Here is a 23,547-nt window from a genome sequence, read left to right on the forward strand (position 1 = left end):
GATCCTTTGGTTTTATTTAAAATGAATACCCAATCATATAAATCATCTGATCCCCGTAACCGTCATAACCCAATTTGTTTTCAAAATAACGATACGTCACCGTAGCTTTCCATCGTGGATAAAATTTCCACGCCAGTGTTAATCCGCCATTTAATCCATTCCGGCCAAATTGCTGTTCCGCATAAGCATCATTTCTATCAAGCTCAATTTCATTCCAGTCAGATAAAACAAATTTCTCACCAAATAAAGTAAAATTGTAAGCCGCAGTCCAGCCAATAACGTAGCCATTCCAGCCGCTGGTTTGTCCATATCGTTGTGATACATAATCACCAGATTGGTTATGCAAACCTATATAGGGTTTAAAAAAGCCCCAATCTCCGCTCCAGCCGAGATAACCCAGACCATAAAACATATCCAGATCGTCGCCCCAGGAGTTATCCCACTGGCCATAAATCTTGCCAAAGAAGGTATAATCAGAATCAAAGAGACGCACATGGGTCATCGCCGACACCGTATGATTTCGACCGGCTACAGCATGATTTAACACATTACTTTCAATAAATGAGTAAAATTCGGCTTCTCGAAAATTGACACCAAAATCCGCTGTTGCTTTCCAAACCTCGCCACGATGTACATTGACAAATCCGCTATTCCAGTCGGCATAACCGGCATTAATAGACCCAAAAGAATTTTTATACTCCAGAGCTTGTGCTGCATGGCTAAAAAGAGAAGGCACTATAAGTATAAGACAAGCTAATAGTCCATTTTTTATCCGAGGCATTGAATGTATTCCCCATAATTATAATTAATCCATCAATAAATATTGTGTTACCGCGGTGACAAATAATAATGAAATAGAATGACAGGATAGTGATGTAAATCTCACATCAAGGAAGGTGAATCGTTATTACTGGTAGTGTGTCAGAATATGTTGTTTGAGAGGAGATAAGTAATTATTTCGCCAGAAATATGACTGTAGTTGCCTTTTAAATTAGGTTGGCCGTGATTATTTATTGATGTTAAAACAATCACATCAACCTGGTATGCGGCTGTGAATAGTCAAAAAAGATGTTAGTTCTAAAACCGTAGCACTGCTCCACACATCATACTATTCCAACAAGGTAAAATAATATATCCGATGCCGGTAAGGGTCTGGATATCCATCTGCCAGGTAAAAAAAAGGCCATCTCATCGCTGAAATGGCCTTTTCTCTACTTTTATTTTAGCGCGTCAAATCGTCAAAGAATTTCTTCACGCCGTCGAAGAAGCTTTTGGAACGCGGGCTGTTTTGTTCACCCGTCGGGCCACCAAAGCTATCCTGTAGATCTTTCAACAGCTGTTTCTGTTTGTCGTTGAGGCCCACCGGGGTTTCAACCACCACACGGCACAGCAGATCGCCCTGTGCGCCGCCGCGTACAGACTTAACGCCTTTACCACGCATGCGGAACAGTTTACCGGTCTGCGTTTCACCCGGAATTTTTAACTTCACGCGACCATCCAGAGTCGGGACTTCAATCTCGCCACCCAGGGCTGCCATTGCAAAGTTAATCGGCACTTCGCAGTACAGGTTATTGCCTTCACGCTCGAAGATTGGGTGCTGTTTAACCTGCACCTGCACGTACAGATCACCTGCTGGCGCGCCATGCTCACCGGCTTCGCCTTCACCAGACAAACGGATACGGTCGCCGGTATCAACCCCAGCCGGGATTTTAACGGACAGCGTTTTGCTCTTCTCAACGCGACCATGCCCGTGGCATTTGTTGCACGGATCTTTGATCAGCGTACCGCGGCCCTGACAGTGTGGACAGGTCTGCTGTACGGCGAAGAAGCCCTGGCGCATCTGTACCTGACCAGAACCGTGACAGGTTGGACAGGTTTGTGGCTGAGTGCCTGCCTTCGCGCCGCTGCCGTGGCAAACGTCACACTCTTCCAGCGTAGGGATACGGATCTCTTTGGTGACGCCACGCACGGCTTCTTCCAGAGTGAGATCCATGTTGTAACGTAAATCAGCACCACGTGAGGCGCGCTGACGACCACGACCGCCGCCAAAGATATCGCCAAACACGTCACCAAAGATATCGCTGAAGTCAGCCCCGCCGCCAAAACCGCCGCCGCCGCCCATGCCGCCTTGCTCAAAGGCTGCATGGCCGTACTGATCGTAGGCCGCACGTTTTTGCGCATCGGTCAGGATCTCGTACGCTTCTTTGATCTCTTTAAACTTGGCTTCGGCCTCTTTATCACCCTGGTTGCGATCCGGGTGATATTTCATGGCCAGGCGCTTGTAGGCCTTTTTGATTTCACGCTCTTCCGCTGATTTGGAAACGCCTAAAATCTCGTAATAGTCTTGCTTAGCCATCTCTTTTTATCTGCCCCTAACATGCGTGCACGGGCGGAGAGGAAACCTCTTCGCCCGTGCCAGTAATTACCCGTTCAAAGGGCGATTATTTTTTGTCTTTCACTTCTTCAAACTCGGCGTCGACAACGTCGTCATCTTTCGCGTTATTTGCAGAAGCATCAGCGCCTGCTGCACCAGCCTGTTGCTGTGCGTGCTGCTGCTGAGCGATTTCCATCAGTTTCTGGGAAACCTGTGCCAGCGCCTGCATTTTCGCTTCGATATCTGCTTTGTCTTCACCTTTCAGAGAAGTTTCCAGCGCGGTCAGTGCAGACTCGATGGCAGTTTTGTCGTCAGCCGGCAGCTTGTCGCCTGCTTCTTCAACCTGCTTGCGAGTGCTGTGCAGCAGATGGTCACCCTGGTTACGGGTCTGAACCAGCTCTTCAAACTTACGGTCAGATTCTGCGTTCGCTTCTGCTTCGCGAACCATTTTCTGAATTTCTTCTTCGTTCAGACCAGAAGAAGCCTTGATGGTGATCTTCTGCTCTTTACCGCTGTTTTTGTCTTTCGCGGAAACGTGCAGGATACCGTCGGCATCGATGTCAAAAGTCACTTCGATCTGCGGCATACCGCGCGGAGCCGGGCTGATACCATCCAGGTTAAACTGACCCAGATCTTTGTTATCAGCAGCGCGTTTACGTTCACCCTGCAGCACATGGATGGTTACCGCAGACTGGTTGTCTTCAGCGGTAGAGAACACCTGGCTGTGCTTGGTCGGGATGGTGGTGTTCTTCGCGATCAGCGGAGTCATTACGCCACCCATGGTTTCGATACCCAGAGACAGCGGGGTAACGTCCAGCAGCAGCACGTCTTTAACATCACCGGTCAATACACCCCCCTGAACAGCAGCACCGATTGCTACGGCTTCGTCCGGGTTAACGTCTTTACGCGGTTCTTTACCGAAGAACTCAGCGACTTTCTTCTGCACCATCGGCATACGCGTCTGACCACCAACGAGGATAACGTCGTTGATATCAGATACGGACAGGCCAGCATCCTGCAGAGCAACTTTCAGCGGCTCGATAGAACGGTTAACCAGGTCTTCAACCAGGCTTTCCAGTTTCGCACGGGTCACTTTGATGTTCATGTGTTTCGGACCGGTCGCGTCTGCAGTGATGTACGGCAGGTTCACGTCGGTCTGCTGAGCGGAAGACAGCTCAATCTTCGCTTTCTCAGCGGCTTCTTTCAGACGCTGCATCGCCAGCGGGTCATTACGCAGGTCGATACCCTGATCTTTCTTAAACTCGTCAACCAGGTAGTTGATCATACGGCTGTCGAAGTCTTCACCACCCAGGTGGGTATCACCGTTGGTTGCCAGAACTTCGAAGGTTTTTTCGCCGTCAACTTCGTCGATTTCGATAATAGAGATATCGAAAGTACCACCACCGAGGTCATATACCGCGATAGTACGGTTGCCGACTTCTTTATCCAGACCGTAAGCCAGCGCAGCTGCGGTTGGTTCGTTGATGATACGTTTTACTTCCAGACCTGCGATACGACCGGCGTCTTTAGTTGCCTGACGCTGAGCATCGTTAAAGTATGCAGGTACGGTGATAACTGCTTCAGTTACCGGCTCACCCAGGTAATCTTCAGCGGTTTTCTTCATTTTTTTCAGCACTTCAGCAGAAATCTGCGGCGGTGCCAGTTTCTGACCTTTTACGTCAATCCATGCATCACCGTTGTCAGCACCGATGATTTTGTACGGCATGATGGCTTCATCACGCTGTACTTCTTCGTCCTGGAAGCGGCGGCCAATCAGGCGTTTAATCGCAAACAGGGTGTTTTGCGGGTTTGTCACTGCCTGACGTTTAGCCGGCTGACCAACCAGAGTTTCACCATCCTGGGTATAAGCAATGATAGAAGGCGTGGTGCGATCGCCCTCGGCGTTCTCCAGCACACGTGCAGTAGTGCCATCCATAATCGCTACACAAGAGTTGGTAGTACCCAGGTCGATACCAATAATTTTACCCATCTAAACGTCTCCACTAAAAATTCGGTCATCATGTGGTTGTGAATCTGTAATAAGGGCGAAACGTGCGGTTTCAACTACCCTGAATCGTTTTTTTTCAGACTCACCACTGCGGTTGCTTACAAGATGGGGTCGTAACCCACGTCATCAAGGGGGGCATGAAAATTTTTTTTTAGCGCAGTGGCGATAAAATCGTAGAGAAAAGGCAGAAAGCTGAAAAAATGAATAGTCGCCAATTAAAATTAATTCATAAAACCAATGAAAATGGCAAAGTTATTCACGAAAAAATTGTAATAAAAAGAAAAGATTACAAGCATGAATCGTGATTCTGACAGCGGTAAGATGGTCTGAAACGACACACTTTTACAGCCGTCAAAGAGAAATTCCATGAAATCCGTATTAACCCTTTCCGCCAGCCTGCTTATGGGCCTGCTACTGAGCAGCGCCGCACACGCTAATGATCATAAAGTCCTCGGCGTGATCGCCATGCCCCGTAATGAAACCAACGATCTGACGCTGAAACTTCCCGTTTGCCGCGTGGTGAAACGCATTCAACTTACGGCCGATCATGGTGATTTACAGCTCAGTGGTGCATCGGTTTATTTCAAAGCTGCGCGCATGTCCAGCCAGAGTCTGAACGTGCCTTCCTCCATCAAAGAAGGGCAAACGACCAATTGGATCAACATCAATAGCGACAACGACAATAAGCGCTGCGTGAAAAAAATTACCTTCTCCGGTCATACGGTGAACTCTTCTGATATGGCGACGCTGAAAATAATCGGCGACGACTAATTCCCCATACTTTTATTCAAAAGCCATAGAAACATGAATGTCACCTATTTGAATGACGACGATCTCGATTTTCTTCAGCATTGCAGTGAGGAGCAGCTCGCCAATATTACCCGCCTGCTTACGCATAATGAAAAGGGGAAAGCCCGTCTGTCGAGCGTTCTCAACCACAACGATTTATTTAAATCGATGGAAGGACACCCGGAACAGCACCGCCGCAACTGGCAATTAATCGCAGGCGAGCTTCAACATTACGGCGGTGACAGCATTGCCAATAAACTCCGTGGACATGGAAAACTGTATCGGGCGATTTTGCTGGATGTCTCAAAGCGGCTAAAGCTCAAAGCAGATAAAGAGATGTCTACGTTCGAAATTGAACAGTCTCTGCTGGAACATTTTTTACGCAACGCCTGGCAAAAAATGGATGCTGAGCACAAGCAAGAATTTCTGCAGGCGGTCGATGCAAAAGTCTCTGAGCTGGAAGAACTGTTGCCGCTATTAATGAAAGACCGCAATCTGGCAAAAGGGGTGTCTCACCTGCTCTCCGGCCAGTTAACCAAAATTCTGCGAACCCACGCTGCTGTCAGCGTAATCGGGCACGGATTACTGCGCGGAGCCGGACTTGGCGGCCCGGTAGGTGCGGCCTTAAACGGGGTTAAAGCGGTGAGCGGCAGCGCCTATCGCGTGACGATCCCAGCGGTACTCCACATCGCCTGCCTGCGCAGAATGCTCAACCACACATAAGCGTGATGCCCATCACAGGGAAAATAATTCATTTTCCCTTCGTGAGATCATAGACAGTGCCCTCTCCCCTGATTATTATGCCGCGCCCCGAAGACAGTGATCGTTATTCGGGGAAACTATTTCACCATTCAATCAATGATGATTTTGAGGAATTATGGGCAACACTAAGTTGGCTAATCCGGCACCGCTGGGCCTGATGGGCTTTGGCATGACCACCATTCTGCTTAACCTGCACAACGCGGGTTTCTTCGCTTTAGACGTTATTATTCTGGCGATGGGCATTTTCTACGGCGGTATCGCGCAAATTTTTGCCGGTCTTCTGGAATATAAAAAAGGCAACACCTTCGGTTTAACCGCCTTTACCTCCTACGGTTCGTTCTGGCTGACGCTGGTTGCGATTCTGCTGATGCCGAAAATGGGCCTCGCGGATGCAACCAATGGTCAGTTCCTGGGCGCTTACCTGGGTCTGTGGGGCGTGTTCACTCTGTTCATGTTCTTCGGTACGCTGAAAGCCGCGCGCATGCTGCAGTTCGTGTTCCTGAGCCTGACCGTGCTGTTCGCCCTGCTGGCCGTTGGCAACATTGCAGGTAACGAAGCAATCATTCACGTAGCGGGTTGGGTTGGCTTAGTGTGTGGCGCAAGCGCCATTTACCTGGCGATGGGTGAAGTGCTGAACGAACAGTTTGGCCGTACCATCCTGCCGATTGGTGAAGCGCACTAATCTGACAATATCCCCCCTTACGGGGGGATATTCCTTACAAACGCTGTAACTCTCCCTGTACGCTCGTATCGCGATGATAAATATCCTGTCGCAGCCAAATCCCCAGACCTAACCCCACCAGCGATAACGCCAGCACATACCAGGCTGGAGCCATTGGCGACACGCTCATTAACATCGTCACGGCGATTGGCGTCAGACCACCAAAAATGGCATATGAGACGTTATAGGAAAAGGAAATACCGGTAAAACGGACTTCCGCCGGAAATGCCCGCACCATCACGTAAGGCACAGCGCCGACTACGCCAACGCATAATCCCACCAGCCCGTATAACAGGAACAAGTGCTGAGGATGGCTGCCGGTCAGGTGATAGAAAAACCAGCTCGAGCAGGCCAGCAACAGGCTGCCGACAGTAAAGGTTTTGCTGGCACCAACCCTGTCGACAATAAATCCGGCCAGCAGACAGCCGACGCACAGCATAATGGTAGCGACACTGTTGGCCTGTAACGTTAGCGCGGGAGCGAAGCCATACTGCTTCTGCAACCAGACTGGCGACATCAGGATCACCACCACAATCCCGGCCGATAACAGCCAGGTCAGCAGCATTGAAATAACCACCGCTTTTTTATGCTTACTCACCACCGACTTCACCGGTAGCTCTTGCGCAAGTGCTTTTCGCTGCTGCATTTCGAGGAAGATGGGCGTTTCCTGCAGCCAGCGGCGCAGGTACATCGCCACCAGCCCAAAAACGCCCCCCAGCAGGAACGGGATACGCCAGCCGTAGTCATGCACCGCCTGTTGCGTAAAACTGGTGTTCACCAGCGTCGCAACCACCGATCCCAACAGAATCCCCACCGTCAGCCCGGCGGTCAGCGTGCCACAGGCAATGCCGATGCGGCGCTCCGGTACGTGCTCCGCCACGAACACCCACGCCCCCGGCACTTCTCCGCCGATGGCTGCGCCTTGCAAAATGCGCATCAGCAGTAACAGCAGCGGTGCGAGGATCCCCATTGAGGCGTAGGTAGGCAAAAGACCAATCGCCAGCGTCGGTATCGCCATCAGCAAAATGCTCAGGGTGAACATTTTCTTACGCCCGACCAGATCGCCAAAGTGCGCCATGATGATGCCACCCAGCGGACGCGCCAGATATCCGGCGGCAAAAATGCCGAAGGTTTGCACCTGACGTAGCCACTCAGGAATGTCTGCCGGAAAGAAGAGTTCGCCAACAACAGCGGCAAAGAAGACAAAGATAATGAAATCATAAAACTCAAGCGCACCGCCGAGGGCGGCAAGCGTAAGGGTTTTATAATCCTGGCGATTCAGCGGTCGAGAGTGTTGTGACATAGCAAACCATCAGTCAGTGGAGTTATTGAATCTGTTTGTCGATACATGTAAAGAAAAAATTACTATATCGTAAATAATTCAATACTCCACTGTCATTGGCACTTATGCCACGATCGGGCTACTTTCAGGCGTTTATATCGCGTATTGCACTTTTCGGACGAAAAGATGCTACAACAGCCGGTGCGGTTTCCACATACGGCCCATCCAGCAACTGTATACAATACGGTACACTTGCAAAGATACCCGGCACGATAACCTTACCGTCGGCATCTTTCACGCCTTCCAGCGTTTCTTTGATCGATTTCGGTTGCCCCGGCAGATTCAGGATCAGCGCTTGTTTACGAATCACGCCGACCTGACGAGAGAGGATCGCCGTTGGCACAAAGTGCAGACTTATCTGGCGCATCTGTTCGCCAAAGCCCGGCATCTGACGGTCAGCGACGGCAAGCGTGGCATCAGGCGTCACATCGCGACGAGCCGGCCCCGTTCCGCCGGTAGTCAGCACCAGATGGCAGCTCATTTCATCCACCAGTTCGCATAACGTTTGTTCGATGATTGCCTGCTCATCCGGGATCAACCGCGTTTGCAGTTCAAAGGGGGTGGTAAGGGCAGATGCCAGCCACTCTTCCAGGGCCGGGATACCTTTATCCTGGTAAACGCCGCTGGAAGCACGGTCAGAAATGGACACCAGGCCAATGCGTAAAGTATTCATAATTATTCCGTTTAAACAGTCTCGTTAAACAGAATGATACACTGCGAAAGGAAGGACAGACAGGTTTCAGAAGAGGTAGCGTGACCCATATCAGGGCCACGCCGAAATGATTACAGCAGATCGCCGATCATTTTTTCCAGTTTGCCCTGGTCTACAGCAAACTTACGGATACCGTCCGCCAGTTTGTCTACAGCCATCGGATCCTGGTTGTGCTGCCACAGGAACTCAGCTTCGGTGATGCGTGCAGGACGCGCTTTCACTTCGCCGGAGAAGGACAGTTTACGTTCGATAGCGCCTTCGCTTTCCGCCAGCTCTTTCAGCAGTGCCGGAGCAATCGTCAGACGATCGCAGCCTGCCAGCTCAATGATTTCGCCGATGTTACGGAAGCTCGCGCCCATGACTACGGTTTCGTAACCGTGCTGTTTGTAGTACTCGTAGATTTCCGTTACGGAAACCACACCCGGATCTTCTGCCGGTGCGTACTCTTTCTTGTCAGTATTGGCTTTGTACCAGTCAAGAATACGGCCAACAAACGGAGAAATCAGGTATACGCCAGCTTCAGCACATGCACGCGCCTGCGCGAAGGAGAACAGCAGGGTCAGGTTACAGTTGATACCTTCTTTTTCCAGCTGCTCAGCGGCACGGATACCCTGCCAGGTAGAAGCCAGTTTGATCAGAATGCGATCGTTGCTGATGCCAGCATCGTTGTACAGTTTGATCAGGCGTTTTGCTTTCGCAATAGACGCGTCGGTGTCGTAGGACAGGCGAGCATCAACTTCAGTAGAGATACGACCCGGGACCAGTTTCAGGATCTCCAGACCGATATTGACGGCCAATTTGTCGGTCGCGTCGACGATCTGCTGTGCGCGGTCGTTGCTCTGCTGCTTAGCCCAGGCTACAGCGTCATCAATCAGCTTGCGGTATTCTGGGATCTGCGCTGCGTTAAGAATGAGAGAAGGGTTAGTTGTGGCATCCTGAGGCTGATACAGCTTCATTGCCGCGATGTCTCCGGTGTCGGCCACTACTGTGGTGAACTGACGAAGGGAGGTCAATTTGTCCGTCATGATAGCGATTCTCTTTAAACAGCTTGTTAGGGGGATGTAACCGATCTTCCCTGATGATAGCACGACGCACTCTCAGCGCAACCGCCGGGATTGTCCAACTCACTGCTCATTCCCGATTACGCATCTTAAAGCCCCTGATGCGCAATTAAGGGTTATCCCCATTGTTATGGTAAACTCCCGCAATCACTCTCCTGACAAGGTATATACTGTTCGATAATTGGTAGCGCTTACATGGGAATATTCGCGCGTACCGGCATCAACAAGAGGGATGTTAATGCCTGATTTTTTCTTGTTTATTAATGAAATACTCTGGGGATCGGTGATGATCTACCTCCTGCTTGGTGCAGGATGTTGGTTCACCTGGCGTACCGGGTTCGTGCAGTTCCGCTACATTCGCCAGTTTGGCACAAGTCTTAAAAACAGCATTAGCCCGCAGCCGGGTGGCTTAACCTCGTTTCAGGCATTGTGCACCAGTCTTGCCGCACGTATTGGTAGCGGGAACCTGGCCGGCGTAGCGTTGGCGATCGCCGCTGGCGGCGCAGGGGCCGTCTTCTGGATGTGGGTCTCAGCGATCATTGGCATGGCAACGTCATTCGCCGAGTGCTCACTCGCGCAACTGTATAAAGAACGCGATAGCAAAGGACAGTTCCGCGGTGGCCCTGCGTGGTATATGGCTCGTGGGCTGGGCATGCGCTGGATGGGCGTACTCTTTGCCATCTTTTTACTTATTGCCTATGGACTGATTTTTAACAGCGTTCAGGCAAACTCTGTCTCCCGCGCATTGGCATTTGCGTTCGACATCCCTCCCCTCGCTTCCGGCATCGCTTTGGCGATACTGTCATTCCTGGTGATCATTGGCGGTATTAATGGTGTTGCCCGTCTGATGCAATGGTTTGTGCCGATCATGGCGCTGCTGTGGGTTGGATGTAGCATCATCATCTGCCTGTGGCATATCGGGCAGCTTCCCGACATTATCGTCACCATTATAAAAAGCGCCTTTGGCTGGCAGGAAGCCGCAGCGGGTGCGGCCGGATATACGCTAAGCCAGGCTATTGCCAACGGTTTTCAGCGCGGCATGTTTTCTAATGAGGCAGGAATGGGATCTACGCCGAATGCAGCCGCGTCGGCAGCCTCCTGGCCACCGCATCCTGCGGCACAAGGCATTGTGCAAATGATCGGTGTGTTAGGCGACACTCTCGTTGTCTGTACGGCCAGCGCCATGATTATTCTGTTGGCAGGCAATGGCGCCGGCTATGTGCCCATGGAAGGCATCCAATTGATGCAGAAGGCCATGATCTCACTGACCGGCGAATGGGGGGCTGGGTTTGTCGCATTTATTGTGATTCTGTTTGCCTTTAGCTCGATCGTCGCCAACTACATCTATGCGGAAAACAATCTCGTCTTTCTGAAACTGGACAATATGCGTGTCATCTGGCTATTGCGCATCGCCACCGTTAGCACCGTTATCGGCGGAACATTAGTCAGCTTCCCGCTGGTCTGGCAGTTGGCCGATATCATTATGGCTTGTATGGCCATCACTAACCTGACGGCAATTCTGCTGCTTTCTCCGGTTGTCCATACCATCGCCAGCGACTATCTGCGCCAGCGCAAACTCGGTGTGCGCCCGGAATTTGATCCGCACCGTTATCCTGATATCAGACAACAGCTTGCACCGGATACATGGGATGAAACGCCGCGCAGCTAGCGCGGCAATCACAACCATCGATCAATTCTGTCGTTTTTTTTGCTAAAATCGCAGTAAATCTCCTGCAAGGACTGGATATGCTGATTCTGATTTCACCTGCAAAAACGCTCGACTACCAAAGCCCGCTGGCTACCACACGCCATACGCTGCCTGAACTGCTGGACCACTCCCAGCAGTTAATCCACGTGGCGCGCCAGCTCTCTGCGCCACAGATTGGTAAGCTGATGGGAATTAGCGACAAGCTGGCGGATTTGAATGCCACGCGTTTCCATGACTGGCAGCCTGACTTCACGCCGGACAATGCGCGTCAGGCCATTCTGGCGTTCAAAGGTGATGTGTACACCGGATTACAAGCTGAAACCTTCAGCGAGGCGGATTTCGACTTCGCTCAGCAGCATTTACGCATGCTGTCCGGGCTGTATGGTGTTCTGCGCCCGCTGGATTTGATGCAACCCTACCGTCTGGAGATGGGCATTCGTCTGGCCAATGCGAAGGGTAAAGATCTCTATCAGTTCTGGGGAGATACCATCACCGATAAGCTTAACGAAGCGCTGGGAGCACAAGGCGACAGCGTGGTGATTAACCTCGCTTCGGATGAGTATTTTAAATCCGTGAAGCCGAAAAAGCTGAACGCAGAACTGATTAAACCGGTATTCCTTGATGAGAAGAACGGCAAATTCAAAGTCATCAGCTTCTATGCCAAAAAAGCCCGCGGCCTGATGAGCCGCTACATCATTGAAAACCGCTTAACGCAGCCGGAACAGTTGACCGCTTTTAACAGCGAAGGCTATTTCTTTGATGAAGAAGCGTCAGGGAAAGGTGAACTGGTGTTTAAGCGTCACGAGCAGTAGTGTACATGCCGGATGGCGGCTAACGCCTTATCCGGCCTGCAGGTTTTGTAGGCCCGCTAAGCAAAGCGCCAGCGGGCACCACCATTAACCGCGAGTCATCATCAGCTTACGCAGTTGCGCAAAATCAGCGGGCAGATGATGCGAAAGCAGCGGCAAGTCTGCACGTTCAGCCAGCTCTTTTGGTAGATCCAGCGTGACATTCAGAATCTGTTCAACGCTTTCTTTAAATTTCGCCGGATGTGCAGTGCCAAGGAACAGGCCATATTCGCCCGGATTCAACTGGTCACGCAGTGCACGATACGCCACCGCCGCATGCGGCTCTGAGGTGTAACCAATCTTCTGCAGTTCACGCATGGTATCCTGCGTCGTTGCATCATCAACGGCGGCATAACCCAGCTCATTCAGGCGCCATATTTTACGGCGGAACAGTTCCTCCACACGCGGCCAGTTGTTCGGCTGGCTGACATCCATGGCATTCGATAACGTCGCCTGAGTCGCTTTCGGCGCCCACTCACCTTCAGCAAGGAAACGCGGAACCGTATCGTTGACGTTAGTTGCCGCAATAAAGCGCTTCACCGGTAAGCCCAGTGATTTCGCCAACAGCCCGGCGGTCAAATCGCCAAAGTTACCGCTGGGAACGGAAATAACCAGTTGGTTACGCGCTTCCTGCGGCAGTTGAGCCACGGCTTCAAAGTAGTAGCAGATTTGCGCCAGCAGGCGACTGATGTTGATGGAGTTTGCGGAATTCAGCCCCAGAGCAGCCTTCAGCTGTTCATCATCAAACGCCTGTTTCACCAGCGCCTGGCAGGCATCAAAATCACCGTCGATGGCGACAGTTTCAATATTGCCGCCCAGCGTACAGAACAGTTTTTCCTGTAATGGGCTGATCTTGCCATTTGGGTAGAGGATCACCACACGCACATTTTTCAGGCCATAAAAAGCATGTGCAACTGCGGCCCCGGTGTCTCCGGATGTCGCAGTCAGGATTGTCACCGGTTTGTCGCCGCTGATGTGCGTTAACATTTGCGCCATAAAGCGCCCGCCAAAGTCTTTAAACGCCAGTGTCGGACCATGGAACAGCTCCAGACAGCCGATATCACCTTCGACCTGAGCGACCGGTGCCGGGAAGGCAAACGCCGCACGCACGCGCTCTTCCAGGATCTCTTGTGGGATCTCCGTGCCAATAAATGCGGAAAGGATCTTAGCGCTGCGGCTGACGAAGTCCTGGTTCAGCATCTCATCCACTTCTGTCAGATTAAATTCCGGCAGCTCGTGCGGAAAAAACAATCCCTGATTCTTGCCAAGCCCTTGCGTGACGGCCTGCGCAAAGCTGACCTGTTCGTTGTGATCTTTCAGATTATAGAGTTTCATTGATTATCCCAGTACCCGTGCGCCCGCCGTGTCCAGCCGGCAAATATGAACAAAGCCTTCCTGATTTTGCAGGTAATTTTTACCCAGCCAGTCTGCTACGCGCTGTGCCGTATCCGGCTTATCGCATAAGGCGAACAGCGTCGGCCCCGAGCCGGAGATGCCGCTGGCCAGCGCGCCGATTTCCGCTACCGCCTGACGCGCCTGGCTAAAGCCAGGCAGCAAACGGGTACGGTACGGCTCAGCAATGACGTCTTTCATCAGCTTCGCGGCAAGCCCCGGCTGACGGGAATAGCAGGCGTGGATAAACCCTGCCAGATGTCGCCCGTGGGCAATACAGTCCTGACGACGATATTGCGCAGGTAAAATCGCCCGCGCTTCTGCTGTGGAAACTTTAATACCTGGATATGCCAGCACCCACAGCCACTCATCAAAGCCTGGCACCTGCTGGCTGATAATGCCGTTTTCTTCGATCATTAGCTGCATGCCGCCCAAAAAGCACGGGGCGACATTATCGTAGTGAATACTGCCGGAGATACGCCCTTCCAGTTCACCCATAATCGCCAACAGTCGCGTATCGTTGAGCGGTTTACCGCAGTACTCATTCATCGCGACCAGTGCGGCCACAACGGAACAGGCGCTGGAGCCTAACCCGGAGCCAATCGGCATATTTTTTTCCAGCGTCATCGCCACTGGAACGCTTTTACCCAGCTCCTGACAGAAACGCTCCCAGCACTGGTAGACGATATTTTCTCGCGGCTCAGACGGCAGCTTGTTAGCAAAACGCCCGAGGTTGTTCAGGCTGAACTGGTCTGCCGCCTCAACCGAGACCACGTCACCCAACAGTGAACCATCTACCGGGGTTACCGCCGCCCCGAGCACATCAAACCCGACGCTCATATTGGCACTGGAAGCCGGGGCATAAACTCTCACCATGTCAGACTCCTAACTTCCATGAAAGGGTGCGTAACAGGTCGGCGAATACGCCCGCCGCCGTCACGTCGTTACCCGCACCATATCCACGCAGCACCAGCGGTAGCGGCTGATAATAGTGGCTGTAAAACGCCAGCGCGTTTTCACCGTTTTTCACTTTGAACAGCGGATCGTTGCCGTCTACTGCCTCTATTTTCACGCGACAGACGCCGTCTTCTTCAATATTGCCAACATAGCGCAATACTTTACCCTCATCACGGGCTTTCGCCACGCGCGCGGCAAACTCGTCATCCAGCTGCGGCAATTTCGTCATAAACGCGGAAACATCACCGGAATCATCAAACTCTTTTGGCAGGACCGGCTCAATAACAATGTCAGAAAGCTCCAGCTCACGACCGGTTTCACGGGCGAGGATCAGCAGCTTACGCGCTACGTCCATACCGGAAAGATCGTCACGCGGGTCAGGTTCGGTGTAACCCATCTCACGCGCCATGGTGGTGGCTTGCGAGAAGCTCATTCCTTCATCCAGCTTGCCGAAAATAAACGACAGCGAGCCGGAAAGAATACCGGAGAAACGCTGCAATTCATCACCTGCGCTGAGCAGGTTTTGCAGGTTTTCAATAACTGGCAAGCCCGCGCCCACGTTGGTATCGTAGAGGAATTTACGCCGGGACTTCGCCGCTGCAAAACGCAGCTGATGGTAGTAATCCATCGACGAGGTGTTGGCCTTTTTGTTCGGCGTAACCACATGGAAGCCTTCGCGCAGGAAATCAGCATATTGATCCGCCACCGCCTGGCTTGACGTACAGTCGACGATCACCGGATTAAGCAGATGATATTCTTTTACCAGACGAATTAAGCGCCCAAGGTTGAATGGCTCTTTCGCGCTTTCCAGCTCCGCCTGCCAGTTTTCCAGATTCAAACCATGGACGTTGGTCAGCAGAGCCTTCGAATTCGCCACGCCGCACACGCGAAGATCAATATGCTTCTTTTTAAGCCAGGTTTGCTGACGTTTAAGCTGATCCAGCAACGCACCGCCCACCCCGCCTACGCCAATGACAAATACTTCAATCACCTGGTCGGTGTTGAACAGCATCTGATGGGTGACGCGTACGCCAGTGGTTGCATCGTCGTTATTCACCACCACCGAAATAGAACGCTCAGACGAGCCTTGCGCGATGGCCACGATATTGATGTTGGCGCGGGCCAGCGCAGCAAAGAATTTCGCCGAGATACCGCGCAGCGTGCGCATACCATCACCCACAACCGAGATAATCGCCAGACGCTCAGTCACCGCCAGCGGCTCGAGCAGGCCTTCTTTCAGTTCGAGATAGAATTCATCCTGCATCGCGCGTTGCGCACGCGCGCAGTCGCCCTGCGGAACGCAGAAGCTGATGCTGTATTCAGAAGAGGATTGCGTGATCAGCACCACCGAGATGCCCGCACGCGACATCGCGGCAAAAACGCGCGCCGCCATGCCTACCATACCTTTCATTCCAGGGCCGGAGACGCTAAACATCGCCATGTTATTAAGGTTAGAAATACCTTTCACCGGCAAATCGTCTTCATCACCGCTGGTGCCGATCAACGTGCCCGGCGCTTGTGGATTGCCGGTATTTTTAATCAGGCACGGGATCTGGAACTGGGCAATTGGGGTAATGGTGCGCGGATGCAGAACTTTGGCGCCGAAATAAGAAAGCTCCATCGCTTCCTGATAAGACATCGACTTCAGCAATCGGGCGTCGGGTACCTGGCGCGGATCGCAAGTATATACGCCGTCAACATCGGTCCAGATCTCACAACAGTCCGCGCGTAAACAGGCGGCCAGTACGGCGGCAGAGTAGTCGGAGCCATTGCGCCCCAGCACCACCAACTCACCTTTTTCATTCCCGGCAGTAAAGCCTGCCATCAAAATCATATGATCTGCTGGAATACGACTGGCGGCAATGCGGCGCGTAGATTCGGCGATATCAACGGTAGATTCGAGGTAATGGCCTACCGCCAGCAATTTCTCGACCGGATCGATAACGGTAACGTGGTGCCCGCGCGCCTCCAGCAGGCCTGCCATGATAGCGATCGACATTTTTTCGCCACGGCAAATAAGCGCGGCATTGATGCTGTCCGGGCACTGTCCCAGCAGGCTGATACCGTGCAGGACATGTTTAATTTGGGCAAATTCTTGTTCAACGAAGGCTTTGAGCGGAGCCAGCGGAAAACCCGGCTGCGCGGCGGCGAGACCAACCAAAAGCTCTGAGAAAATACGTTCGGCGTCACTGATATTGGCTAAAGCGTCCTGACCACCGATGGTCTTCTCAATCATCGCCACCAGATGGTTGGTAATTTTTGCGGGGGCAGAGAGCACGGTCGCGACCTGCCCCTGCCTGGCATTGCTTTCCAGAATATCGGCAACTCGCAGAAAGCGCTCTGCATTTGCCACTGATGTACCGCCGAACTTCAACACTCGCATGGTTTACCTCGTTGCCTTTGGTCGAAAAAAAAGCCCGCACTGTTTAGGTGCGGGCTTTTTCTTGTGTTTCCTGTACGCGTCAGCCCGCACCGTTACCTGTGGTAATGGTGATGGTTGTTGTAATGGTGATGCTGATGCGTTTCATGATGTTGTGTGCTCTGTAATTATTTATGGCCTGTCTTGTATTCTTTTAGGGTTAAAGTATCTGCTGACCTAAGTCAATAAATTTTTAAATTGATCACATTCCGAAACTTGTTCACGAGCGACTGCTTGCCCTTTTATTTTCAACCAATACAGCGTGCGCACCCCACTTGAAGTCAGAATCAAACACTAAAAAATAAAACAAAGAAGACATTTTATTTTGTAATATTTTTTTCGATATCATGTAAAAAACGGTGCAACATTGCCGTGTCTCGCTGCTCTAACAGACCCATTCGCTGTTGCAGCCAGTCCGTCAGCTTAATGTCGTCAGAAACGTTCAGCGTGGCTAATAAACGCAAAACACGTTCGCGCAATGCCTGTAGCTGATGCTCATCCGTCACCTCAATGTTTCTGGCCGGTTGTTGTATTAAACCTGCTAATTGATAGCAATACACCATCACCGCCTGCCCCAAATTGAGTGATGGATAGTCAGCCACCATAGGTACACCGGTGAGTACATCCGCCAGAGCCAATTCTTCGTTGGTCAACCCCGAATCTTCACGACCAAAAACCAGCGCGGCGTGATCCATCCACGTTGATTTTTCCTGCAACAGGGGAACCAATTCGACCGGCGTGGCGTAATAATGAAACTTCGCCCGGCTGCGCGCCGTGGTGGCGACGGTAAAATCCACGTCGTGAAGCGCCTCCGCTAATGTTGGGAAAACGTTAATATTATCAATAATATCACCCGAGCCATGCGCAACCCATCGCGTCGCAGGCGCCATATGAGCCTCGCTATCAACGATCCGCATTTGTGTGAATCCCATGGTTTTCATAGCACGAGCTGCCGCGCCAATATTTTCGGCTCTGGCGGGAGCAACCAGAATAATTGTTAAACGCATTTTGATACTCTTTTTGACCGGCCTGCAGATAATTATGTGATGTGCATCAACATATTACGCAGCGCGAATTTACATATTTTTAACAGAAATCACTGAAAAAGCATTTTACATTCAGTAAAAAATGCTAAACTATTTCCTGCATGTACTATTGCTTTTTATGTTAACAGAAGTTGCATATCCTTCTGTTTATCCATGATAATTTGATTTAGAATGGTTCTCATAGATTGGATTCATTACATTTATTAATTAGCGCGTGCAACTAGTTGTAATATTGCAATTTTGTGATGAAAGCTATCATTTAGATACGTTGATTTCATCAAACTGTTAACGTGCTACAATTGAACTTGATATATGTCAACGAAGCGTAGTTTTATTGGGTGTCCGGTACGTCTTAGCCTGTTATGTTGCTGTTAAAATGGTTAGGATGACAGCCGTTTTTGACACTGTCGGGTCCAGAGGGAAAGTGCCCACGACCAAGCTAATGATGTTGTTGACGTTGATGGAAAGTGCATCAAGAACGCAATTACGTACTTTAGTCATGTTACGCCGATCATGTTAATTTACGACATGCATCAGGCAGGTCAGGGACTTTTGTACTTCCTGTTTCGATTTAGTTGGCAATTTAGGTAGCAAACATGCAGACCCCGCACATTCTTATCGTTGAAGACGAGTTAGTAACACGTAACACGTTGAAAAGCATTTTCGAAGCGGAAGGCTATGATGTATTCGAGGCGACAGATGGCGCGGAAATGCATCAGATCCTCTCTGAATATGACATCAACCTTGTGATTATGGATATCAATCTGCCAGGTAAAAATGGTCTTCTGTTAGCGCGTGAACTTCGCGAACAAGCTAACGTTGCACTGATGTTCCTGACGGGCCGTGATAACGAAGTCGATAAAATTCTCGGCCTCGAAATCGGCGCTGACGATTACATCACCAAGCCGTTTAACCCACGCGAACTGACTATCCGTGCTCGTAACCTGCTGTCCCGCACCATGAATCTGGGCACAGTGAGCGAAGAGCGTCGTAGCGTCGAAAGCTACAAGTTCAATGGTTGGGAGCTGGACATCAATAGCCGCTCTCTGATTGGCCCTGACGGCGAGCAGTATAAACTGCCACGTAGCGAATTCCGTGCCATGCTTCACTTCTGCGAGAATCCGGGCAAGATCCAGTCTCGCGCAGAACTGCTGAAAAAAATGACCGGCCGCGAACTGAAGCCGCATGACCGTACCGTTGACGTAACAATCCGCCGTATTCGTAAGCATTTCGAATCCACGCCGGATACACCAGAAATCATCGCTACCATTCACGGTGAAGGCTACCGTTTCTGCGGCGATCTGCAGGATTAATGTCATCCTGACTGGTATAAAAACGGCGCTTTATGCGCCGTTTTTCATTCTACTACGCCCCTATTTCCACAACCGTAATTCATCGTCCTCAGTTGCGTTCTCCTTTTTGGGCTTTGGCTGTGCAAGCCGGTGCCAGTCAAGATGACGCGTCAGGAACATCACCCCACAAAGCGCCAGTAACAGCACGCCCGTTCCCAGCAGTAACGCGCTGTCCTGCGAACGCAACAGTACCCACATCACGCCATCCAGTCCCAGCAATGCTGCGGTAAAAAACAGACTGTTACGCCATCCCTGTAGTATCGCCTGTAAATACACGCCGTTCATCAGCGCGCCAACCAGGCTTGCCGTAATCCACGCCGCAGTAAAACCCACATGCTCCGACAGCGCCAACAACAGCAAATAGAACATCACCAGTGATAATCCCACCAACAGATATTGCATCGGGTGCAGACGCAGACTGGTCATACTCTCGAGCACAAAGAAAGACATGAAAGTCAGTGTAATTAATAAAATGGCATACTTTGTCGCCCGATCTGTCAGTTGATACTGATCCGCAGGCGTAGCCACAGCGACGCTAAACGCAGGCATGCCCTGCCAGCCAATCTTCTCATCGCCGAAGCGTTCTCCCAGATTATTCGCGAACCAGCTACTTTGCCATTGCGCCTTAAACCCTGACTCACTGATTTCACGCTTAGCCGGAAGAAAATCGCCGAGAAAGTTAGGGTGTGGCCAGTTGCTGGTCACAGTCATTTCGCTATTACGACCAACCGGGACGACAGAAAAATCACCGGTTCCACTCAGATTAAGCGACAACACGACACTGAGATTTTTTTCCGCCCAGCCGGCATCCGGTAGCGGAATGTGGATCCCCTGAGCACGGCCATCCAGCCCAGTACCGGGTTCGAGCGCCAGCGATGTTCCATTAATCTGCGAAGCCTTCACGACGCCAATCCCGCGCGCGTCGCCCACGCCAACCACAATAAACGGTTTACCGACGCTGACATTGGGATGGTTTAAATCGCTCAGCCGTTCGGCGTTAAACTCAGCCTTCACCGATAAATCGTTGTGCCAGACCTGTCCTTCATAAATACCTATCTTCCGCGCTTCAACGTTCTGGTTACCCTCAACAACCAGCGATTCCGGCAACCAGAAGTGGATGTAGCTGCGCTTTCGCTGGATCTGTTTGTCACCTTCCAGCTCGGTATACAGTTCCGTCACCGGGACGGCAATCAGCGGGCCTACCACCTTTTGCGGCCCACTGGTGCTCTGTCGAATAGCATCTTCTACCTCACTACGGTAGTCCGACCGCTCAACAATAATCTGCCTGATCATCGTCAGTGGAATTAACAGCAGCAGCATAGCGCCACCTAAGGTGACTATTTTCCAAAACAGGGGGGATTTAAACATAGCGTTCTCCTTTGCGATATCAGCAAGGTAGAACAGCTATGTGCGGGGAATTTGAAGTTATGTGAAGTGACGGTGAAGTGTAAACGAGGCCTGCGCCCCGCCTTCTGGTCGGTTGCATAACGTCACGTCACCTCGATGCAATCGCGCAACCTCACTGACAAACGCCAGCCCCAGCCCACTACTCTTATGCCCATTCTCACGGGGCAGCGAGTAGAAGCGTTCAAAAATACGCGGCAACGCAAAGTCAGGTATGCCACTACCGTTATCACTGACCTGTATTGTGACGCGGTCCTCCTGCGAATGCGCGCTCAATACAATTGTCCCGTTCTCCAGCGTAAAATCGATGGCGTTATCCAGCAGATTACCCAACGCTTGCTCCAACAGTGCGGCATCGGCGGCAACCGTCAGCGATGAAGGTACAACGGTAAGCGTGATGTTTTTAGCCGCCAGCTGCACACTACGCGCCTCTTTAAGCTGGGTAAAAAGCGCATCTACCGCCACGGGCGTCAACGTAATGTCCTGTCTATTCTCCAGTCGTGCCTGGCGTAGCAAAGTTTCGACCAGCGCCTGCATGCGCGCATTCTGCGTCAGAATATTATCGGTGAAACGCGCAACCACGTTCGGCGGCGGCCCTTCGCGCAAAATCTCAGCCGCGCCGCGGATCGCCGCCAACGGGCTTTTTAACTCATGCGTCAACGCATAGACGTACTGCTCAATATAATTCTTGCCCTCCAGCTTCAGACGCATACTTTCCAGCGCCTGCGCCAACTTGCGTAGCTCACTGCTACCAAGATCAGGAAGCGCAACGGGGCGATCCTCAGTGACAGAATCAGCATAGCGTGCCAGCCGCGCGATAGACCGGTTTATCCACCATACCATCCCAAAGCCAATCACTAAGGCGATCCCCAGTAACACGGCGCTGGCCCACAGCATCCGCCGTTCACTGCGTTTAATCACTGGCGTCATTGCCGCATTCGGTTTACCAACGCTCAGCACCCCGATAATACGTCCGCCGTCAACAATCGGTGCGGCAACATACATCACCGAACTTTCCGGATCGGCCGTGTTCTGCGGCGTACTTCGTGCGCCATACTGCCCACGCAGCGTTAACCATACGTCGTTCCAGCGAGAATAATCTTCGCCGACGGCCTGGTTGGCGGAATCAAATACCACCTTGCCCTGCGCGTCCGTCATGTAGACGTGATACTCATTGCGCACTTTGTTAATGCCACTGATATTGGCGCGAAAAGGACGATCGTGCAGTTGCGAAAAGGCCTGTGCCAGCCTGCCGTTGGCGGGAGAGTCAGAGAGCAAATCATCACGCGCCAGCGCGGCCAGCAGCGTAGCGGTGTCAATCAGCGTCCCTTCCGTCGCACGACGAACGCCGGGCTTAATCTCCTGTACAAAGATCGACAGAACGAACCAGGCGGCGACGGCAACAATCAGAAAATAGCCGAGCAGCAAACGCATGCCAATGCGCATCAGACGCTCCTCAGGCTGTATCCCATACCGCGATGCGTATTGATGGGGGAAAGCTCGGGGTTGATGGCCCGCAGCTTGGCGCGCAACGTTTTGATGTGGGTATCAACCGTTCGGTCAAAGGTATCCTGGGCATCGGCCCAGACTAAATCCATTAACTGTTGGCGTGAGTAGACGCGTCCCGGCGACAACAGTAATGTCTTCAGCAACAAGAATTCATAGCGCGTCAGATTTAACGGCATGCCGAACCAGGTAATCTGCGCGGCCAGCTCATTAAGTTCAAAATCCCCACAGCGCGTCGCCGGTGAAGGCGTGGAGAATTTTCTCACCCGCCGCAGCAATGTACGCACGCGGGCGCACACTTCACGCGGAGAGAAGGGTTTCGCCACATAATCATCCGCACCAATTTCCAGCCCCAGCAGGCGATCGACTTCATCGCTACGCGCAGTCAGAAAGAGGATCGGTAATGCCGGATGGCGTTCCAGCAAGCGTCGGCACAGTTCAAAACCACTGATATCCGGGAGTCCGACATCCAGAATGATCGCATCCGGACATCTCTGGCGTGATTTTTCCAGCACGGGCAATCCACGCTCAAAAGCTTCAACGCTAAAACCTTCCTGCTGCAGCATGTAGATAAGCGTATCCGCAATCCCCTGCTCGTCCTCAACCAACCAGATCAGCGCCTGTTGCATTTTGCCTGCCTGTTATCGCTGCCACGGCATGATAGGTACCGCGCTGATAGCATTTTTGGGCGATCCATCAACCACCTTATCTGAATAGGCCAGATAGGCCAGCGCATTACGTTTTGCATCATAAAAACGCACGACCTGTAAAGATTTAAACACCAGCGATGTACGTTTCTTAAAGACCACCTCGCCCTGGGCTTTGCCGTTTTTAATTCTGTCGCTCAGCTCCACCGGCCCCACCTGCTGACAGGAGATAGCCGCGTCGGAAGTATCTTCAGCCAAACCCAGTCCACCTTTAATTCCACCGGTTTTGGCGCGGCTAACGTAGCAGGTCACATTGGTGACATCAGGATCATCAAATGCCTCGACCACAATTTTATGATCCGGTCCAAACATTTTGAACACGGTATCGACAGATCCAATCTGCTCCGCATGGGCAACCTGCGCCATCATCAGCAGAATTGAGGAAATGACTAAGCTCTTATATTTCATATTGTTACCATTTTTAAAAGTTACTCTGTGC

General features: G+C 51.6%; 22 protein-coding genes and 1 other annotated feature. Of the genes, 6 read left to right on the forward strand and 16 right to left on the reverse strand.

The window, feature by feature from the left end:
* Positions 1-16: 16 nt before the first annotated feature.
* The 3 genes from G8S19_RS18925 to dnaK all read right to left on the reverse strand — a co-directional run bounded on the left by G8S19_RS18925 (position 17) and on the right by dnaK (position 4,364).
* Positions 17-781 carry an outer membrane protein OmpK gene (locus tag G8S19_RS18925; RefSeq protein ID WP_101741346.1) on the reverse strand — a complete coding sequence of 255 codons (765 nt, stop codon included), beginning with the start codon at positions 779-781 and terminating at the stop codon, positions 17-19.
* Positions 782-1,222: 441 nt separating this feature from the next.
* On the reverse strand, positions 1,223-2,356 hold the full coding sequence (gene dnaJ, locus G8S19_RS18930) for a molecular chaperone DnaJ (protein ID WP_003837322.1): 1,134 nt from the start codon (positions 2,354-2,356) through the stop codon (positions 1,223-1,225).
* Positions 2,357-2,441: 85 nt separating this feature from the next.
* Positions 2,442-4,364 carry a molecular chaperone DnaK gene (gene dnaK / locus G8S19_RS18935; protein WP_003018959.1) on the reverse strand — a complete coding sequence of 641 codons (1,923 nt, stop codon included), beginning with the start codon at positions 4,362-4,364 and terminating at the stop codon, positions 2,442-2,444.
* 384 nt (positions 4,365-4,748) lie between these two features.
* Here dnaK and G8S19_RS18940 point away from each other — a divergent pair, with 384 nt between their 5' ends.
* The 3 genes from G8S19_RS18940 (at position 4,749) to satP (ending at position 6,615) form a co-directional block, all read left to right on the forward strand.
* On the forward strand, positions 4,749-5,153 hold the full coding sequence (locus G8S19_RS18940) for a DUF2541 family protein (RefSeq protein ID WP_003018965.1): 405 nt from the start codon (positions 4,749-4,751) through the stop codon (positions 5,151-5,153).
* 33 nt (positions 5,154-5,186) lie between these two features.
* The gene (msyB, locus tag G8S19_RS18945) at positions 5,187-5,894 is read left to right on the forward strand and encodes an acidic protein MsyB (protein WP_199982387.1); all 708 of its coding nucleotides are present in this window, start codon (positions 5,187-5,189) and stop codon (positions 5,892-5,894) included.
* A gap of 154 nt (positions 5,895-6,048) precedes the next feature.
* Positions 6,049-6,615 (forward strand): acetate uptake transporter, encoded by a 567-nt coding sequence (satP, locus tag G8S19_RS18950; RefSeq protein ID WP_003018969.1) that lies wholly within the window; start codon positions 6,049-6,051, stop codon positions 6,613-6,615.
* A gap of 34 nt (positions 6,616-6,649) precedes the next feature.
* On the opposite strand, the gene G8S19_RS18955 is transcribed toward satP, so the two are convergent.
* From G8S19_RS18955 to tal, 3 genes are all read right to left on the reverse strand, one after another.
* On the reverse strand, positions 6,650-7,957 hold the full coding sequence (locus G8S19_RS18955; protein WP_253685714.1) for an MFS transporter: 1,308 nt from the start codon (positions 7,955-7,957) through the stop codon (positions 6,650-6,652).
* Positions 7,958-8,081: 124 nt separating this feature from the next.
* Positions 8,082-8,669 (reverse strand): molybdopterin adenylyltransferase, encoded by a 588-nt coding sequence (gene mog, locus G8S19_RS18960; RefSeq protein WP_003829749.1) that lies wholly within the window; start codon positions 8,667-8,669, stop codon positions 8,082-8,084.
* 110 nt (positions 8,670-8,779) lie between these two features.
* Positions 8,780-9,733: a transaldolase gene (tal, locus tag G8S19_RS18965; RefSeq protein ID WP_045439585.1), complete on the reverse strand. Its 954-nt coding sequence runs from the start codon at positions 9,731-9,733 to the stop codon at positions 8,780-8,782.
* Between the two features lie 274 nt (positions 9,734-10,007).
* Here tal and G8S19_RS18970 point away from each other — a divergent pair, with 274 nt between their 5' ends.
* Positions 10,008-11,438: a sodium:alanine symporter family protein gene (locus G8S19_RS18970; protein ID WP_115601010.1), complete on the forward strand. Its 1,431-nt coding sequence runs from the start codon at positions 10,008-10,010 to the stop codon at positions 11,436-11,438.
* Between the two features lie 77 nt (positions 11,439-11,515).
* A complete protein-coding gene (yaaA, locus tag G8S19_RS18975; protein WP_061067203.1) occupies positions 11,516-12,289 on the forward strand; it encodes a peroxide stress protein YaaA in 774 nt (257 codons plus the stop codon).
* A gap of 84 nt (positions 12,290-12,373) precedes the next feature.
* On the opposite strand, the gene thrC is transcribed toward yaaA, so the two are convergent.
* The 6 genes from thrC to yjjY all read right to left on the reverse strand — a co-directional run bounded on the left by thrC (position 12,374) and on the right by yjjY (position 18,640).
* On the reverse strand, positions 12,374-13,660 hold the full coding sequence (gene thrC, locus G8S19_RS18980; protein ID WP_253685716.1) for a threonine synthase: 1,287 nt from the start codon (positions 13,658-13,660) through the stop codon (positions 12,374-12,376).
* Between the two features lie 3 nt (positions 13,661-13,663).
* Positions 13,664-14,593 (reverse strand): homoserine kinase, encoded by a 930-nt coding sequence (thrB, locus tag G8S19_RS18985; RefSeq protein WP_124020735.1) that lies wholly within the window; start codon positions 14,591-14,593, stop codon positions 13,664-13,666.
* A gap of 1 nt (position 14,594) precedes the next feature.
* Positions 14,595-17,057, reverse strand: coding sequence for a bifunctional aspartate kinase/homoserine dehydrogenase I (gene thrA / locus G8S19_RS18990; protein WP_253685718.1), 2,463 nt, complete (start codon positions 17,055-17,057; stop codon positions 14,595-14,597).
* Between the two features lie 23 nt (positions 17,058-17,080).
* Positions 17,081-17,207 (reverse strand) — a sequence feature (Thr leader region).
* Positions 17,137-17,202, reverse strand: a complete 66-nt coding sequence (thrL, locus tag G8S19_RS18995; RefSeq protein ID WP_032337689.1) for a thr operon leader peptide — start codon at positions 17,200-17,202, stop codon at positions 17,137-17,139. Its footprint overlaps the feature before it by 66 nt.
* 206 nt (positions 17,208-17,413) lie before the next feature.
* On the reverse strand, positions 17,414-18,100 hold the full coding sequence (locus G8S19_RS19000; protein ID WP_124020737.1) for a tRNA/rRNA methyltransferase: 687 nt from the start codon (positions 18,098-18,100) through the stop codon (positions 17,414-17,416).
* Positions 18,101-18,499: 399 nt separating this feature from the next.
* Positions 18,500-18,640: a protein YjjY gene (gene yjjY / locus G8S19_RS19005; protein WP_001541509.1), complete on the reverse strand. Its 141-nt coding sequence runs from the start codon at positions 18,638-18,640 to the stop codon at positions 18,500-18,502.
* A 95-nt stretch (positions 18,641-18,735) separates the two neighbouring features.
* Between yjjY and arcA the strand changes: the two genes are divergently transcribed.
* Positions 18,736-19,452 carry a two-component system response regulator ArcA gene (gene arcA, locus G8S19_RS19010; protein WP_001194359.1) on the forward strand — a complete coding sequence of 239 codons (717 nt, stop codon included), beginning with the start codon at positions 18,736-18,738 and terminating at the stop codon, positions 19,450-19,452.
* A gap of 60 nt (positions 19,453-19,512) precedes the next feature.
* Here the strand turns inward: arcA and creD are convergent, their stop codons facing one another.
* The 4 genes from creD to creA are packed head-to-tail and all read right to left on the reverse strand — an operon-like array spanning position 19,513 to position 23,516.
* On the reverse strand, positions 19,513-20,859 hold the full coding sequence (gene creD, locus G8S19_RS19015) for a cell envelope integrity protein CreD (RefSeq protein WP_253685720.1): 1,347 nt from the start codon (positions 20,857-20,859) through the stop codon (positions 19,513-19,515).
* Between the two features lie 57 nt (positions 20,860-20,916).
* Entirely contained in the window at positions 20,917-22,341 is a 1,425-nt protein-coding gene (gene creC, locus G8S19_RS19020; protein WP_048212760.1) for a two-component system sensor histidine kinase CreC, read from the reverse strand.
* Positions 22,341-23,030 (reverse strand): two-component system response regulator CreB, encoded by a 690-nt coding sequence (creB, locus tag G8S19_RS19025; RefSeq protein ID WP_048212761.1) that lies wholly within the window; start codon positions 23,028-23,030, stop codon positions 22,341-22,343. Before creB ends, creC begins: the two co-directional genes overlap by 1 nt.
* Before the next feature lie 12 nt (positions 23,031-23,042).
* Positions 23,043-23,516, reverse strand: a complete 474-nt coding sequence (gene creA / locus G8S19_RS19030) for a protein CreA (protein ID WP_048212762.1) — start codon at positions 23,514-23,516, stop codon at positions 23,043-23,045.
* Positions 23,517-23,547: the final 31 nt, after the last annotated feature.

Source organism: Citrobacter sp. SX206 (assembly GCF_024181025.1).
Lineage (GTDB): Bacteria > Pseudomonadota > Gammaproteobacteria > Enterobacterales > Enterobacteriaceae > Citrobacter > Citrobacter youngae.

Bases quoted from the DNA above. Each gene is read 5' to 3' on its own strand.
- G8S19_RS19000 (WP_124020737.1), bottom strand. From the start codon at position 18,100: ATGCGTTTAACAATTATTCTGGTTGCTCCCGCCAGAGCCGAAAATATT.
- G8S19_RS18940 (WP_003018965.1), top strand. From the start codon at position 4,749: ATGAAATCCGTATTAACCCTTTCCGCCAGCCTGCTTATGGGCCTGCTA.
- satP (WP_003018969.1), top strand. From the start codon at position 6,049: ATGGGCAACACTAAGTTGGCTAATCCGGCACCGCTGGGCCTGATGGGC.
- msyB (WP_199982387.1), top strand. From the start codon at position 5,187: ATGAATGTCACCTATTTGAATGACGACGATCTCGATTTTCTTCAGCAT.
- G8S19_RS18925 (WP_101741346.1), bottom strand. From the start codon at position 781: ATGCCTCGGATAAAAAATGGACTATTAGCTTGTCTTATACTTATAGTG.
- G8S19_RS18955 (WP_253685714.1), bottom strand. From the start codon at position 7,957: ATGTCACAACACTCTCGACCGCTGAATCGCCAGGATTATAAAACCCTT.
- arcA (WP_001194359.1), top strand. From the start codon at position 18,736: ATGCAGACCCCGCACATTCTTATCGTTGAAGACGAGTTAGTAACACGT.
- creA (WP_048212762.1), bottom strand. From the start codon at position 23,516: ATGAAATATAAGAGCTTAGTCATTTCCTCAATTCTGCTGATGATGGCG.
- mog (WP_003829749.1), bottom strand. From the start codon at position 8,669: ATGAATACTTTACGCATTGGCCTGGTGTCCATTTCTGACCGTGCTTCC.
- yjjY (WP_001541509.1), bottom strand. From the start codon at position 18,640: ATGACTAAAGTACGTAATTGCGTTCTTGATGCACTTTCCATCAACGTC.
- tal (WP_045439585.1), bottom strand. From the start codon at position 9,733: ATGACGGACAAATTGACCTCCCTTCGTCAGTTCACCACAGTAGTGGCC.
- dnaJ (WP_003837322.1), bottom strand. From the start codon at position 2,356: ATGGCTAAGCAAGACTATTACGAGATTTTAGGCGTTTCCAAATCAGCG.
- thrB (WP_124020735.1), bottom strand. From the start codon at position 14,593: ATGGTGAGAGTTTATGCCCCGGCTTCCAGTGCCAATATGAGCGTCGGG.
- creC (WP_048212760.1), bottom strand. From the start codon at position 22,341: ATGCGCATTGGCATGCGTTTGCTGCTCGGCTATTTTCTGATTGTTGCC.
- thrA (WP_253685718.1), bottom strand. From the start codon at position 17,057: ATGCGAGTGTTGAAGTTCGGCGGTACATCAGTGGCAAATGCAGAGCGC.
- creD (WP_253685720.1), bottom strand. From the start codon at position 20,859: ATGTTTAAATCCCCCCTGTTTTGGAAAATAGTCACCTTAGGTGGCGCT.
- yaaA (WP_061067203.1), top strand. From the start codon at position 11,516: ATGCTGATTCTGATTTCACCTGCAAAAACGCTCGACTACCAAAGCCCG.
- dnaK (WP_003018959.1), bottom strand. From the start codon at position 4,364: ATGGGTAAAATTATTGGTATCGACCTGGGTACTACCAACTCTTGTGTA.
- creB (WP_048212761.1), bottom strand. From the start codon at position 23,030: ATGCAACAGGCGCTGATCTGGTTGGTTGAGGACGAGCAGGGGATTGCG.
- G8S19_RS18970 (WP_115601010.1), top strand. From the start codon at position 10,008: ATGCCTGATTTTTTCTTGTTTATTAATGAAATACTCTGGGGATCGGTG.
- thrC (WP_253685716.1), bottom strand. From the start codon at position 13,660: ATGAAACTCTATAATCTGAAAGATCACAACGAACAGGTCAGCTTTGCG.